Source organism: Nocardiopsis lucentensis DSM 44048, from assembly GCF_000341125.1.
Taxonomy (GTDB): Bacteria; Actinomycetota; Actinomycetes; order Streptosporangiales; family Streptosporangiaceae; genus Nocardiopsis; species Nocardiopsis lucentensis.
In genome coordinates, this window is sequence record NZ_ANBC01000405.1 from 1 (window position 1) to 14509 (window position 14509).

At 71.5% G+C, this 14509-nt stretch carries 11 protein-coding genes; 5 read left to right on the plus strand and 6 right to left on the minus strand.

The window, feature by feature from the left end:
- From D471_RS0113825 to D471_RS34410, 6 genes are all read right to left on the minus strand, one after another.
- The coding region (locus tag D471_RS0113825) for a type VII secretion protein EccC (protein ID WP_017599156.1) at nucleotides 1-3852 on the minus strand (3852 nt) is incomplete at its 3' end.
- Between the two features lie 87 nt (nucleotides 3853-3939).
- Entirely contained in the window at nucleotides 3940-5394 is a 1455-nt protein-coding gene (locus D471_RS0113830; protein WP_017599157.1) for a DUF6177 family protein, read from the minus strand.
- Between the two features lie 430 nt (nucleotides 5395-5824).
- Nucleotides 5825-6238, minus strand: a complete 414-nt coding sequence (locus tag D471_RS38405; protein WP_017599158.1) for a toxin-antitoxin system YwqK family antitoxin — start codon at nucleotides 6236-6238, stop codon at nucleotides 5825-5827.
- A gap of 128 nt (nucleotides 6239-6366) precedes the next feature.
- Entirely contained in the window at nucleotides 6367-6774 is a 408-nt protein-coding gene (locus D471_RS34395) for a toxin-antitoxin system YwqK family antitoxin (RefSeq protein WP_017599159.1), read from the minus strand.
- Nucleotides 6774-9572 carry a YwqJ-related putative deaminase gene (locus D471_RS34405; protein ID WP_017599160.1) on the minus strand — a complete coding sequence of 933 codons (2799 nt, stop codon included), beginning with the start codon at nucleotides 9570-9572 and terminating at the stop codon, nucleotides 6774-6776. The genes D471_RS34395 and D471_RS34405 overlap by 1 nt, the downstream gene beginning before the upstream one ends.
- A gap of 217 nt (nucleotides 9573-9789) precedes the next feature.
- Nucleotides 9790-10176: a DUF6507 family protein gene (locus D471_RS34410; RefSeq protein WP_241479625.1), complete on the minus strand. Its 387-nt coding sequence runs from the start codon at nucleotides 10174-10176 to the stop codon at nucleotides 9790-9792.
- Between the two features lie 371 nt (nucleotides 10177-10547).
- Here D471_RS34410 and D471_RS0113855 point away from each other — a divergent pair, with 371 nt between their 5' ends.
- The 5 genes from D471_RS0113855 to D471_RS34415 form a co-directional block, all read left to right on the plus strand.
- On the plus strand, nucleotides 10548-10877 hold the full coding sequence (locus D471_RS0113855) for a hypothetical protein (RefSeq protein WP_017599161.1): 330 nt from the start codon (nucleotides 10548-10550) through the stop codon (nucleotides 10875-10877).
- 24 nt (nucleotides 10878-10901) lie between these two features.
- Complete coding sequence (locus D471_RS0113860; protein WP_017599162.1) at nucleotides 10902-11204, plus strand: pore-forming ESAT-6 family protein; 303 nt, start codon at nucleotides 10902-10904, stop codon at nucleotides 11202-11204.
- A gap of 76 nt (nucleotides 11205-11280) precedes the next feature.
- Nucleotides 11281-12258, plus strand: a complete 978-nt coding sequence (locus D471_RS0113865) for a TNT domain-containing protein (RefSeq protein ID WP_026127711.1) — start codon at nucleotides 11281-11283, stop codon at nucleotides 12256-12258.
- A gap of 68 nt (nucleotides 12259-12326) precedes the next feature.
- Nucleotides 12327-13652, plus strand: a complete 1326-nt coding sequence (gene eccD, locus D471_RS0113870; protein WP_026127712.1) for a type VII secretion integral membrane protein EccD — start codon at nucleotides 12327-12329, stop codon at nucleotides 13650-13652.
- Nucleotides 13653-13665: 13 nt separating this feature from the next.
- Nucleotides 13666-14509, plus strand: an 844-nt coding sequence (locus tag D471_RS34415; RefSeq protein ID WP_040689647.1) for a hypothetical protein, incomplete at its 3' end; no start/stop codon positions are given.

Below are 14509 nucleotides of genomic sequence, written 5' to 3' on the forward strand. Positions count from 1 at the left end.
CATCACCAGGGCGCCCGTACCGATCTCCCGGATCGCCTGCACCAGCGGATCGAACAGACCGCGCCCCGCACCGGCCACCCGGCGCGCCACCACGAAGTGCAGGCCGATGTCGCGCCCGTTGGACACGAACGGCACGAACGGTGCCAGCGGCTTCTGACCCGCCGTCGTGAGGACGTCGTAGTCGTCGGCCATCACCACGATCCGCGGGCCCTTGATCGACCCCGGCTCCAGCGCGTCGAGGTCCCCGTCCTCCGGCAGACGGCCCTCCACCTCCTTGGCGACGCCGCCCGCCAGCCCCGCGCACACCCGCGGACTGCTCGCGTAGCCGCCCATGTACTCCTCGGGAACCACGTTGCGCAGGGTGCGCCGGGGGTCCATCACCGCGAACACCACCTCGTCGGAGCTGTACCGCTCCACGAGCCCCTCGGCGACCAGGCGCAGCAGGTTGGTCTTCCCGCACCCGCCGTCGCCCAGGACCAGCAGGTTCTGGTCGTTGTCGAACAGGTCGAGCAGCACCGGCTCCAGCGCCCGCTCGTCCACCCCGATCGGCACCTTCTTGGGCTCGGTGTCCCGGGTGGGAAGGGTGCGCGCCGACAGCTCGTGCGGCAGGATGCGCACCTCCGGCGCCCGCTTGCCCTTCCACGCCCGGTTCACGGAGCGCACGGCGGCCTCCACGACCTCGCCCAGGTCCTCGTCACCGGCCACGCCGTCGAACCGGGGCAGCGCCACCTGCCCGAACAGCTCCGCGTCCGTGAGCACCCGGCCGGGTGCCTTGGCGCTGACGGTCTCCGCCAGCTTGCGGTCGATCGTCGACTCCGACGCGTCGTTCAGGTGCAGCTCCACCTTCTGCCCGAAGTTGGACTGCACCGCGATGCGCACGTCGTTCCACCGCAGCATCCCCGCCACCACGTGGACGCCGTACCCGCCGCCGCGCTGCAACAGGTCGGTGACCATCGTGTCGATGTCCTCGAAGTCCTTGCGGATGGCGCCGAACCCGTCCACGCACAGCACCACGTCGGCGCTGGCCAGCTCGGGCACGTCACCGCGCGCGTGCATGCGCCGCAGCTGCTGCACCGAGTCGATCCCCCGGTCCCGGAAGACCTGCTGCCGGTGGTCCAGCATGCCGCGCAGCTCCTCCACGGTGCGCCGCACGCGCTCGGAGTCGGTGCGCACGGCCACGCCGCCCACGTGCGGCAGTCCGGCCAGGGACTGCAACCCGCCGCCGACCAGGTCCAGGCCGTACACGGCCACCTGCTGCGGCGTGTGGGTGAGCGCGAGGGACAGGACCAGCGTCCGCAGCAGGGTCGTCTTGCCGCTCTGCGGGCCGCCGATGACCGCCGCGTGCCCGCCCGAGGCGGTCAGGTCCAGCTCCCACACGCCCTGCCACTGTTTGGTGGCGTCGTCCAACAGCCCGATCGGGATCCGCAGGTACCCCCGTTCGCCGGGGAGCCGCAGCCCCCGCTCGGTCTCCTCGGGCTCCCCGACCACCGCGTCCAGCGTCGTCACGGGCGGCAGGGGTGGCAGCCAGATCTCGCGTGTCCGCTCCCCGTGCCGGGAGAACTGGCCGACCATGACGTCCAGCAGCGTGGGACCGACCGTGCGGGAGGGCATCGGCGACTCCTCCGGGGCGGATTCGGCCTCCTTCACCGCCGAGGTGTCGTCCTGCTGGTTGTAGGCGGTGTACGGGCGCACCGACGGCGCGGTGTCGTCCTCCTCCTCGGCCACCGGGCCGCGGTAGGGGCCGGACACGTAGCCCGCCTTGAACCGCTGGTAGACGCTGGTGTCCACCTTCAGGTAGCCGAAACCGGGCAGTGACGGCAGATGGAAGGCGTCGGGGGTGTTGAGCACGGTGCGGCTCTCCTCCTCGGAGAAGGTCCGCAGGCCGAGCCGGTAGGAGAGGTAGGTGTCCAGACCACGCAGCTTGCCGCCCTCGATGCGCTGACTGGACAACAGGAGATGCACGCCGATGCTCCGGCCGATCCGACCGATGGACAGGAACAGTTCGATGAAGTCGGGGCGCGCGGTCAGCAGCTCGCCGAACTCGTCGATGATGACGAGCAGGTGCGGCAGCGGCGGCAGGCTCGGGTCGTGTTCGCGCTTGAACGTGTAGTCGCCGATGTTGGCCACGTTTCCCGCGTCGCGCAGCACCTGTTGGCGGCGCTGCACCTCGCCCGACAGGCTGGAGTACACGCGCTCGATCAGCGCGGCGTCGTCCTCCAGGTTGGTGATCACACCGGCGACGTGCGGCATGTCCTCGAACGGGGCGAAGGTGGCGCCGCCCTTGTAGTCGACCAGGACCATGCTCACCCGCTCGGGCGGGTGCGAGGCGGCGAGCGCCAGGACGAGGGTACGCAGCATCTCGCTCTTGCCGGAGCCCGTCGCGCCCACGCACAGCCCGTGCGGGCCCATACCCAGCTGCGCGGACTCCTTCAGGTCGAGGACGACGGGTTGGCCCATGTCGTCCACGCCGATGGGTACCCGCAGGAACGCGCGCTCACTGCGTGGGGACCACAGGCGCTGCACGTCCATCGAACCGGGGTCCTGCACCCCCATCAGGGAGGGGAAGTCGACGTTGCCGCCCTCCTGGGCGCTCTCCTCGACCGACTCCGGGGAGAGCCGCAGCGGCGCGAGCATACGCGTCAGGCCCATGAGGGCGGCCGCGGAGACGTCGTCCACGGTGCCGGTGGTCACGACGGGGTCGGCTCCGCGCAACTCCTCGACCCGGACCTGGTCACCGGTCACCGTGACGCGGACGTTGACGTCGCTGGGTTCGTCGATCTGCCGCGACACCAGGTGCAGCACGGTCACGCCCAGGTCCGCGGGGCCGAGCGCGTGGTCGGGGCGGACCAGTTCCGCGGCGACCCTGCCGTGGGTGTCGTGGACGACGAGCAGACGGCGGAGCATCTGGTACGCCTCGCGCTTGCCCATCCCCCGTCGCACCTCCGACGCGAAGTCGGTGCGCGAACGCAGTTCGTCGGCGAGCAGGCCGCCCAGCTTTCCGGGGTCCGGGGCGATGAGGCGGACCGCGGCGCCGCCCTCGCGCCGCTGCGGGTCCAGGACCTGCGGCAACCACGGCAGCCAGGTCCAGTCGTCGGCGTTGTCGGCCGGGTAGGAGACCGCCAGGCCCGCGTCCTCGGGCGCGTGGAAGGCGCCGAACTGGGCGGCCAGGGAGCGGACGAGGCGCATCACGTCGCCGCGTTCGCCGATGACACTGACGTTCCCGGCCATGTCCAGGGGCAGGGTGAGCGGCATCTCCGGGATCGACTCGAACCGCCGGATCGCGGCCTGGGCCTCGGAGAGCATGAAGGGATCGGTGGGGGTGAGGGCGGTGCCCTGCTCGGCCAGCCGCAGGAGACGCCCCTCGGTCAGCCCCGTCCCGACCCGCACCCGCAGGAAGTCGCGATGCCTGCGACGGCGTTCCCACAGCCGCGTGGGGTCGCGAATCACGTCGTAGAGGGCCTCGGGCGGGGGATCGAGGAGCCGGGCGTGGGCACGCGTGCGCTGTTCCCATCCGCTGAGCTCCTCACGCAGCTCCTCCAGGTACTGGAGGTAGAGCTCCCGCTGGTTGCGGCGCTGCCGGGCGACCTGCCCCCGGCGGGAGAACAGCATCGCGAGCGCGCCCAGCAGCGCGACGCACAGGAGCACGCCGCCCAGGGCCATGAACGCCGGGTTGCGCATGACCATCATGATCGTCAGCGACGCCATCATGCCCACCATCGGGAGGATGGACATGAGGGGGTTTCCCTGCGCCTTGCCGTCGGGAAGGGTGGGCGGCGCCTCCACCTCGTGGGTTTCCTGAACCGGAGCGGGGTGGACGGTCCGTGTCGGCCGGTGCACGACGCGGAGGCTCATCGGCGTTCCTCTCGGCTCGGGCTGCGGGGTGCGCGGGGAGGGGCGTGCCGGAGGGGGCACGCCCGGCGCCCACAGGACGCGGAAACCCTATCGAAGTCGGTCCGGACGTGATGTTTCGGCGGAATCCGTGGAGCCGTCGGGGCGCAGATGGGCCATGAGCGCCCGGAACCGGTCCCAGCCGTCGGGCTCGACCCCGTCACCGACGCGGAACCAGACCGAGGGGGTCAGGGGCGGACCGAAGGGGACGCCGTCCACGGGCGCGGACAGGGCCCGGTCCCGTCCGATGTCGGAGACGGCGTCCGGGCCGACCGCCATTCCGACGGGCACGGGCACGCCCGACCACCGAGGGGCGTAGGTCAGGTCTGCGCGTCCGGCCAGGCGCCGCACGACCATGGTCTGAAGCACTCCGCGCGAGGTGAGCTCCCCGACCAGGGGCGCCAGCGACTCGAGGTCGGGCTCCTCACCCGGAGCGTGGCCCACCGCGAAGGTGACGCTCTCCCGGACACCGTGGGCGGTGCGGCTGACGCGCTGGGTGCCGCAGAAGGGCCGGACCCCCTCATCGCGTACGGCCTCCGGAGGGCCGGCGAACACGGTCCAGGTCTGACCGGGGGCACGGCGGCGGCACGTCGCGGTGAGCTCGGCGCGGTCCCAGGCCCGGGGGAGGGGCTCACTGGTCCCCCACAGGGAGGGAGGGGCCCCGCCCAGGGCCTCCGCCAGGAGCTCGGTCGCCGCGCCCAGGACCAGACCGTCCTCGGCGGGGTGCTCCACGTGCAGGTCGATGAGCAGCTGGGCGGCCAGGTCGCGCCCCGACCCCCGGAAGGCCTCGTGGGGGCCGTCCTCGACGCGTGCCGTGGAGTCGACCACGAAGCCGGACTCGGGGTCCCAGACGAGGGGGACGCCGTGGAAGCCGTCGTAGTGGGCGCCGTCCGGGGCGCGCACCACCCAGCGGGCCGTGGGGGTGGCGAGCATCGAACGCAGGGCGTGGGTGACGCGGCTGGTGGAGGGCGTGACGAGTTGGAGTCGGCGCCCCTCCCTCCCGTGGGTGGCGACGGCGTCGACGAGCCAGGGGGACATGGGCACGAGGGGGCGGTCCTGGACGACGACGAAGCTCGTGCGGGTGCTCGCGGCGACGGCCGGATGGTCGGTGGTCCCGGACAGCGGACCGCCGTCCCGGTCCAGACGCGCCTCGGGTTCCCACACGGTGCCGCCGTGCCGGGCGGCCAGGGAGCGCGCGAAGCGGCGGGCGATCGCGGCGGTGTCGGTGCCGGCGAGGTCGGTTCCCCGGGCCTCCACCCAGTAGGGCTGTGCGGGGAGGTCGTCGCTGATCCCGTCGGTGAGGAGACGGTCGGCCTCGGCGGACAGGGCCAGGCGCTGGGCGGCCTGCGCCGCGGCCACCAGCCGCCCGGAGTCGTCGCGCAGCTCGACCACCGCGCCGTCCGCGACGAGCCGGACGCGCAGCCGGGGGCCCGCCTGGACCAGGGCCTTGATCAGTGAGTCCCGACCGGGGGAGCTCGACAGCAGGGCGACCACGTCGTGGCTCACGGGGATCTCCTTGGGGTGTCGTGTCGGACCGGGGCGCCCTGGTCGGCTTGCTCAGCCGTTCTCTCCCCGTGCGATGGTCCGGTGCGCCCGCACCGGCCCGTCCCCGAGCCAGTCCGGCAGGCTCTCGCGGGGGCGGGGGAAGTGGTCGAGGTCTTCGAGGAGGGTCCCGGGGCCGGCATCGAAGCCGAAATCCGGTTCGGAGCCGTGGTCGTGGTCGACCGAGGACCTTCCCGGGCGCTGGACAGTGTACGTGGCGGTGTGCCACGTGCCCTTCCCCCCGTCGTGCGTTCCCGTGCGGAGGCTGCCCGTCGATGGGACCGCCCGGAGCGGGAATGCGCTGCCCCGCCTCTCACCGTTTCCGACGGCATCGTCATGACCGAGCTCGTTCCGGTGCCGGACGCGTCCGGTGGCGTGTTCCCGAGCGGAGGAGTCAGAGCCAGGGGGCCGGTCGGTACTCTCCGGTCTCGGGGTCCTCCCGGAGCCGTGTGGGAACCGACCTCTCCTCCTTGACGATGTTCCCGGAACGGTCCAGTTCCCTGGTCATGATCCGGTTGCCGAGGGCGTCGTAGACCGTCTCGCGGAGCAGTCGTCCCTCCTCGTCCCATTCGTGCCAGGGGCCGACCGCGCCGTGAGGGTGCTTTCCGCTTCCCTGGCCGATCAGCTTCCCGCTCGGGGCCCACCGGAGTACGGGGCCGTCCTCGGTGCCCTCGATGAAGGTCCTCAGCTCGACGCGGCGGCCGTCGACGTAGCGGACGGCTTCCCCGGTGAACGGCTTTCCGTCCAGCAGGGCGGTGCCAGGGGCGTCATCCGGGAATTCCAGTTCGTTGATGTCGATCTGGCGCATGCGGTGTCCTTGGTTCGTGCTCCGGATTCTCCGGTCTCCGGAAACCTGGATTTCTTTCCGCTGTTTCCTGTTGCCGGGTGTCCGGTAGGAATGGTTTCGGTGGTGGCTGAGGGTGCTGTTGACGAGGCTCAGCGCCAGTGCAGCGCCCTTTTCTCGCCCGTGTCGGTGTCCTTGTCACCCCAGAGGGGGGCATGGGTTTCCTCGCCCGTGAGGTTTCCGGATTCGTCCCATTCCCTGATGATGCGGATGTTGCCCTTCTCGTCGAAGATGTTCTCCCGGACGAGCCGCCCCTCCTCGTCCCAGAAGTGCCACGGTCCCACGGCGCCGTACGGCTGCCGGACGTTGCCCTGGATGAGGAGTTGTCCGCTCGGACTCCACTTGAGCTGCGGTCCCTCCACCGTGCCGTCCACGTAGGTGGTCAGTTCGACGGGTTGCCCGTCCTCGTACTCGATCCCCTGGCCGGTGAACGGTTCTCCGTCCAGGAGGGCCGTGAGTTCGTCCGGGTAGTCGAGATCGTCCTCGTCGACCTGTCGCATCAGTTGTCCTCGAAGGTGTGCGTGTTGTTCGGGTCCCAAGGGAGTCGGGAGTACTTGCCCACCCTCGGGGCGGGAGCGTCCCTTGTCATCCTAGTGCAGTTGGCGCAGCAGGGAGCTTTCGCCGCGTCGTTCGTCTTGAACGTGAATTGGTTGTCGAGCTGGAATTCACTGACCCGCGCGTCCGGCCGTTCCAGGAGGAGTTCGTTGATGGCCTTGACCTCGGCGTGTCGGAGTGGATTGTCGCCGTGCGGGAATTCCTCCATCCCGGTGGGATTCCCGTCCTTGTCGACGTGCTGGTAGGGGCCGTTGTTCCGCATCTGTTCGAGGCGGTCCAGCATTTCCGGGTGGAGGGAGTTCGGCCTGATGGAGACGGTACCGGAACGTCCGTTCACACCCTCGGCGACGGTGCCCGTGACCCGGTCGATGACGATCGAGTTGACCGACCCCCGCTTGCCACCCAGGTCGCCCTTGCTCAGCTGGATGTCCTTGATCATGGATTCTCCCGGCTTCGGGCTGTGCATGGGATTCTCCAGCGTCGAGCGGTCGACCGGAATCCGGATCTTCTCCTTCGTGATCCTGACCATGTCCTCGGCCCGCTGGGTCACCAGGTCGTGCAGATAGGTGTCGAGGGGCTTTCCGTCGATCGTGTCGATGAGCCCGTCGTCCCCGCGCGTCACCCGGTCCTCGGCCACCCGCTCCAGGATGCTGCCCCTGGACAGGTCGGTCGGGGTCGGCCTCGGGTCTCCGAACGGTGTCTCCTGGGGTGAGGGGAGGTCCCGTTCGGCGGTGTCCGCGGGTCCGGGCCGCTCCTCCGGGGATTCACCGGTCTCCGTAACGGCGTCGTCGGGGGTGCCGTCGGTGGCGGAGTCCTGCCCGGGGGCCTTCGGGTCCTCCGCGTGTTCGGGAGCGTCGCCGTCGGTGGGGTTCCCCGGGTCCCGGTCGGAGGGTCCGCCCGGACCCCGGTCGGACGGTTCGCCCGGTGCCCCGTCGGGCCGGTGGCCGCCGGACGGCGACCGGTCCTCGCGGACCGTGGTGCGGTCGCCCTCGGTGACCCCGTCGCGGGAAGCGGTGTTCCCGTAGCCGTTCCCCGTGCCTCCGTCGCCCGCGCTGTTGGTGACCACCGGGCTCCCGTGGGAGGCGTCGGCGTCGGGCACGCGGTCGCCGTCGAGGCCGTCGGGCAGGTCGTCGCCGGTGCCGGTGAGGTTGAACTGGTTCCGGCCGGTGCCGCCGTCGTGTTCCATGGCGTCCGCGCGGGCGACCGCGCCGACGGGCACCTTCGGCGGGGGCGCGTCGGAAGGGGAACCGGGGGTCTGCGACATCTCCCAGGCGGGGTAGTCCCCGGCCGTGGCGTCCATGCCGTCGAAGGTCCGGCTCAGGGAGGGGTCCAGCCCGAGTTCCTCCAGCAGGCGCTCGCTCTCCGAGACCTGCTCGACCGTGGGGTCCCGCGTGGCGTCGTCGCTGTCTCCCGCTCGACTCCGGTCACCGGTGTCCGGGACCTGTCCCTGTCCGTCGTGGGCGTTCAGGCGCAGGAGCCGGTCGATCGTGCCCCGCAGGTCCGGCATCCGCCCCAGGTCGACGTTCCTCAGCGGGTTCAGGCCGCTCAGGTCGACACTGATCCTGGGCATGCCGGGATTGCCGTAGGCGGGCAGGCCGCGCGACAGGTCGATCCCGTCCAAGGACACGTCCGGAACGCGCGATCCGCCCATCTTGTCGAGCATCGCGGCACCGCGCCAGGCCATGAGCGGGACGCCGACCACCGCGCCCACACCGGTCGCGGTCAGGACCGCCCCACCGACGGTCGCGCCGATGTTGAGCAGCGCGGTGCCGATCACGTACCCGGGCCGTTCGCCCCACTCCTCCCAGGGCACGACCGCGTGCGCGGCGTCCTTCCACGCCGAGCCGACGCTGTCCCATCCGGACCAGCCCCAACTGTCGCCCTCGGCGTCGTACATGCCCACCAGGGACGCGGCGGACTGGACCGTGCCCTCCCAGTGCTCCCACATGGCGTCGCCCCAGGAGGCCTCGAACCAGCCCTCGGAGCTGTAGGCGCCGACCATGCCGCCCAGGCCCTCGACCGCGCCCACGCCGTAGTCCCACACCGCGTGTCCCGCGTCCACCCACCAGCCGTGATCGGTCTCCACGGGGGCGCCCCAGGCCATGGGCACGTCGGACAGGTCACCCTCGTAGCCGTGGACGTAGTCGTTCCCGTCCAGTTCCTGTTCCCCGCTGAGATCGCCGGCGACGAAGTTGGTGCGGCCCGTGATACCGGCGTTGATCGCGTTGGCGCAGTTCCGCTCGGCCTCCTCGTACTCCTGCTGGAGCGCGACCGCCTCGGCGTGGAGTTCGTTGTTCCGGCCGACGTTGCCGCTCTCCTTGCCCCAGAGCCGGTCCCACCAGCCCTCCGCCTGGCGCCACTCGTCGGTGCTGGTGTCGATGGTGGCGAGGAAGGCCTCGGCCTCCGTCTTCAGGGTGTTCCAGCGTCCCTTGATGTCCCGTGCCCGCTCGGCGAAGTCCTCCAGGGCGCTGGCGGCGTCGTCCATGGACTCCTCGACCTCGTCGCCGTCGGTGGCGACGGGGTCGAGTACCGCGAACAGCGTCTCGGACTCGGGCGCCGCGTAGCACGACGAGAGCCCGGCCCACTGGGACTTGATGTCCTGTCCCACGCCTGCGAGTTCGGATCCGTGGGACCGGAGCCGGGAGGCGAGTCCCTCCAACGCGGAGGGTGAGACCTTGGGGATCGGCCAGGCTTCGGGGTTGACGGCGCCACCCGGGTTGGGCGTACACATGTCAGCGGTCACTGGAGGGTCTCCATCTGAGGCTGAGGTCAGTCAGTGATCCGGGCACGGGTGCGGGGGCCCGACGGTCATGGGTGGACGGGGTGTGCGGGGGAGAGGACGGACGGGTGCTACCGGTGATGATGCCGAACGGCGCGCGAAGGTTCCCTGTGTGTGCGCTCACACACGGAGCCGTGGGGCTGGGTCCTGTTTTCGGGAACGGTGACCCGAGGGGGCGTCGTCACACGGTCCGCAGCGCGGCGGAGGACCCGAAGAACACCGCCCTAGAGGTACTGCGCGCCGTCGGGGTTCTGGGGGGCCGGCTCCGGCTCGGGGACCTCGCCCGCGCCCGNTTCACGTAGTGGGTGGTGGCGTCGCTGGCTCCCTGGATGGCACTGACCGTCAGGCTGGCCATGCCGCCCATGAGGCCGAACTGCTCCGTGGCGAACTCGCCCAAGGCGATGGAGATCGGGCCGCTGTCCGCCTCCTCGCTGATCTCCATGACGCGGTCCTCGATCTTCTCCATGCATCCGACGAGGCCCTCGGAGCCGCCCTCCTCGCCGATGAGACCGGCGACGGAGGACAGGACTCCGCCGACCTCGCTCGGCTGGATATCCCATGTCGACATGGTGGTCGCTTCCCTTCGTGAAGTTCGGTGACGGGAGCCGGTGGTGCCACCGGCGCGCGGACGGGGGCGCGCGTCCGGAAAGCTTACGGACGGCCCCGTCCCCGGAGGTCGGAGGTACCCGCGGGGAGGACCGGGCCACGGTGGGGCCGTGGCCGGTTCCGGTCAGCTTCCACGCTGTACCCTCCCCTTTTCCACAGGCGCTGATTCGCGCTTTTTCCGTCGTTATCCACCGCTGTAGTATTTGGAATTCCCACCAGTGGGATGACTGCGACCCGCAGTCGGTTTCGTGGACTCGGAACCGCCACGGCACCGCGCGCGTCTCCCCCCTTGGAGGCGACCGCCTCGCGAGGACCCCGAGGAAAGGTGAACGGATGTCACGCTGGGACGTCGGCGAGTCGACGCTGGCCACCCTGTCGCAGAACACCGCGGGCAGCGGTGACGAACTATCCACCCTCATCACCCAGCTCGTCCAGGCGGCCGAGCCCCTGTCCGGCAAGTTCGACGGACCGGGTAAGGCCGCCTTCGACTCCTTCAAGAGCCGCGCCGACGCGATCACCGCCGACCTGCGCGCCGGACTCGGCTCCGTCCAGGAAGGGCAGTCGGGCATGAACGCGGCGTTCCAGACCGGCGCCCAGACCATGGCCGACGACGCCAACCAGAACATGTCCGCGGCCAACTTCGACGCCGCCAAGTTCAAGTAGTCCCCCGACCTGAAGGAGCTCCAGATGTCCTACGGACGCAACGCCTTCGACACCGGTGCCTCCGCGGAGGTGCAGGGCGACATCAACACCATCACCAACCGCCTCGAGGCGATCATCGGCGAGCGCGACACCGACGTCAGCCAGGCCCTGGCGGACTTCGAGGCCGACGGTGTCTCCGAGGAGTACAGCGCGAAGGAACTCAAGTGGCACCAGGCCGCCAACGAAGTTCGTGACATCATTCGCCTGGTGCGGTCCACGTTGGAGACCAACGACGCCACCGCCCAGGAGTCCCTGAGCCGCGCCAGCGCCGCCGTCGCCAACATCTGACCGGCCGCGGCGAGACAGGCGGTGACAAGGCTGCCCCTCCCCAAGGGGCGGTCCGTGAGCAGAACGAGGAGTGCTGTTGGCCCGCGACTACGACAGCCAGCTGCTTGAGTCCATCGCGGTCCGCCGCCAACGCCTGCGCGAGGCGGTGCTCTTCGGCGGCCAACGCACTCGGCGCCGCCTCGACGAGAACATCGGCAAGGTGGTGATCAGCGCCTGTCTGGCCGCCGTGGTCTGCGGGGCCACGGTCGGCTGGTCGTTCGTCACCACCACGCTCAGCAACCAGCGGATCGAACAGGAACAGGCCGCGTCCGGCCCCGCGAGCAACGCCATCCCGCAGTTCCCCGGGGACTGGGTGGGCGCCGAGGTCACCCTGGAGATGGCCCGTGAGGAGCTGGCGGCGGAGGGCGTCCCCGACTCCCTCTACGTCCTGCCCGGCGACGACCGACCGGAACCCGGGACGGTCGACAGCTACTACCTCCTCACCCAGGACGACGAGGGCTACCTGGACTCCTCCGTCATCGCCTTCGACCAGGGCCGCACCGGGCTCCAGTTCAGAACCGAGGACGAGGCGGCCCGCTGGCTGTTCCGGGAGCTGGCCACCACCGAACCCGAACCCTCTCCGCTGACCGCGGCCGAGGAGGAGGCCATCGCCGCGTCCGCCGCGGAACTGACCACCGAGGTGCGTGAGAACCTGGAGGAGCGCAGCGGCGACTCCTACCGCCACACGCTGGAGGTCGGCGACGTCGTCGACGCCTTCGGCCAGGAGAGCGGCCGGTTCCTCTTCCCCGACGGCACCCCCTTCCCCGCTCGTGGCCTGCCCGAGCACGCCCGCACCGGCCTCGACGGCGAGGACCTCTACCACCGCTACCGGGTCATCCACCCCTTCCAGGTGGGCGCCACCACCGCCCCCGCGAACGGGGCCAGCCCGGGCGGGGGCGTCCGGTTCGGTCTCGACACCGCCGGGTTCGCCGAGGTGCCGCCGGTACCCACCGTGCGCTGGCTGATCGGCAATGGCTACCTTGAACGCGTCGCCGTGGGCGACGTGCCCTCCTGACCACCGCACGATGTCGGACCCCCGACCTGGCGTGACCCCCGCCAGCGAGACAGCACGATTGGAAGGCCATGACCGCTTGGAGCCGGGTGACGCTCGTCGGCGAGGAGCGACGCGTCGACGCCGTCCTGCCCGCGTCGGAGCCCGTGGGCGCGCTCATGCCCGAGGTACTCGACCTCCTCGGTGACGAGGTGAGCAACCCGGCGCGGTTGCGGCACCTGGTCACGGCCTCCGGATCGGTTCTGGCGGGCGACACCACCCTCGCGGACCGGCAGATCACCGACGGCGCGGTCCTGCGGCTGGTCAGTGCGGAGGAACCCGTACCGGCGCCCGTCGTGCACGAGGTGCCCGAGGCGGTGTCCATGGCACTCGACGGACACCAGGGGCGGTGGACGCCCGCCGCGGCCCGGTGGACGTCCACACTGGCGCTGGTCGTCCTGACCCTGAGCACGGGTTGGGTGGTCCAGGGCTTCGCGCCCGGAGGCGCCGCGATCGGCGCGATCGGCGCCGCGGCGGCCCTGCTGGTGGCCGTGGGCGCGTCGATCGGACCCACGTGGCGCGAACCCCTCGGCACGGCACTCACGATGAGCGGCGCGGCGATGGGCGGGCTGGGTCTGTGGCTCGCCTGCGACCTGTTCGACTGGCCCCAGTGGGTGCGCTGGGGCGGGGTCGCCGCTCTCGTCGCGGGGCTGGTGCTGCTGCTCGGTCTGACCTCCGGACTGGGCCGGGGCGGGTTGACGGGGGGTGGAGTCGGTCTCGCGCTGGCCGCCGTGTGGTCGGCGGGCGCGGCGCTCGGGCTGCCCCAGCACCAGGTGGCCGCGATCATGACGGTGGCCTGCGTGATCCTGCTGAGCATCCTGCTGCGCCTGGCCCTGATGTTCTCGGGGCTCGCCGTCCTGGACGACAACCGCAGCGCGGGCGGCGCGGTCACGCGCGCGGACGTGCTCACCTCCGTGGCGGGCGCGCACCGCAGCCTGGTCATCGCGACCGTCGCGGTCGCCGTCGCCGCCGCGATGGCGGGCATCGGACTCGCCGGGCGGTTCAATCCCTGGACGGTCGGCCTGTCGGCGGTCCTCGCCATCGTGATCGCCAGCCGGGCACGGCAGTTTCCCCTGATCGCCCAGAAGTCCGCACTCATCGTCGCGAGCCTCGTGGTCCTGGTGAGCGCCCTGTTCTCGCTGGCGGACGCCGTGCCGTGGGGTGCGTGGCCGGCTCTGGGAGCGGCGGTCGCCGTGGCGGCCATCCCCACCGTGGTCCTGTCCATCGAGCAACCCGAACACGTGCGGGCCCGCCTGCGCGGTGTCGTCAGCAGGTTCGAGGCGATCGCCGTCGTCGTGCTGATCCCGTTGGCCGTCGGCGCGTTCGGAACCTACGAGCGGCTCCTTGCCACGTTCTGACCTTGGAGGGACGTTGAGCGTTACGCAGAAGGCGGCCGCGTCCGCCGGTCGGGCGGTCCCGGGTGACAGCGTGCCCCGCAGGGTCGGGCGCGCCGCGTTGCGCCCCTTCCGGCCGGCGGACCAGGTGGCCGAGGCGGTGGAGGTCGGCCGGCGGTTGCAGCGGTCCACCGCCACGGGGCGGCGGATCGTCGTGGACGACCTCGGGACGGGCGCGGACACGGCGGTGGTGACCGCCCTGCTCGCCCGGTCCTACGCCCACTACCGGCACGACCGCGTGCTCGCCGTCGACGCGACCGGCCGGTCACCGTCGTTGGGGACGCGGTTGGGCGCCGAGGAGGCGCCGGACCTGGCGGAGGGGGTGGACGGCGCCGCCTTCGAGGTCGCCCGCGAGGGGTTGGCGCAGACCGGTGACGGTCTGTGGACGGTCGCGACGGCCCGGGACGACGCCGCGGTCTACGCGTCCCGCCTGCTCCCGCTGTCCCGGTTCTTCGGGGTGACCCTCGTGGCGGGCGGGGCGGGTGCGGCCTTCACGGACGTCGTCGGTGAGTCGGCGCATGCCCGGGTGTGGGTCGTACGCGCGACCCGTGCCGCGACGGCCCGGGTGGGCCGGGCCCTCGACCTGTTCGTCCAGGGCGGTCGCGAGGACGAGGCGCGGCGGACGGTGGTCGTCCTGTTCGACGAGCGGCGGCGCGAGGATCCGGGGCTCGACGCGGTGCGTGCCGGGCGGATCGTGGCGGAGAGCGGGGCGGGGGTGGTGCGCCTGGCACACGACCGCCACCTGGCCCAGGGGGGAGAGGTGCGCACGCGCCGGATCGCCGAGGCCACGCACCGCACGATTCTCGATGCGGCGGCCGAGG

Bases quoted from the DNA above. Each gene is read 5' to 3' on its own strand.
- D471_RS38405 (WP_017599158.1), bottom strand. From the start codon at position 6,238: ATGCGCCAGATCGACATCAACGAACTGGAATTCCCGGATGACGCCCCT.
- D471_RS34395 (WP_017599159.1), bottom strand. From the start codon at position 6,774: ATGCGACAGGTCGACGAGGACGATCTCGACTACCCGGACGAACTCACG.
- D471_RS0113855 (WP_017599161.1), top strand. From the start codon at position 10,548: ATGTCACGCTGGGACGTCGGCGAGTCGACGCTGGCCACCCTGTCGCAG.
- D471_RS0113860 (WP_017599162.1), top strand. From the start codon at position 10,902: ATGTCCTACGGACGCAACGCCTTCGACACCGGTGCCTCCGCGGAGGTG.
- eccD (WP_026127712.1), top strand. From the start codon at position 12,327: ATGACCGCTTGGAGCCGGGTGACGCTCGTCGGCGAGGAGCGACGCGTC.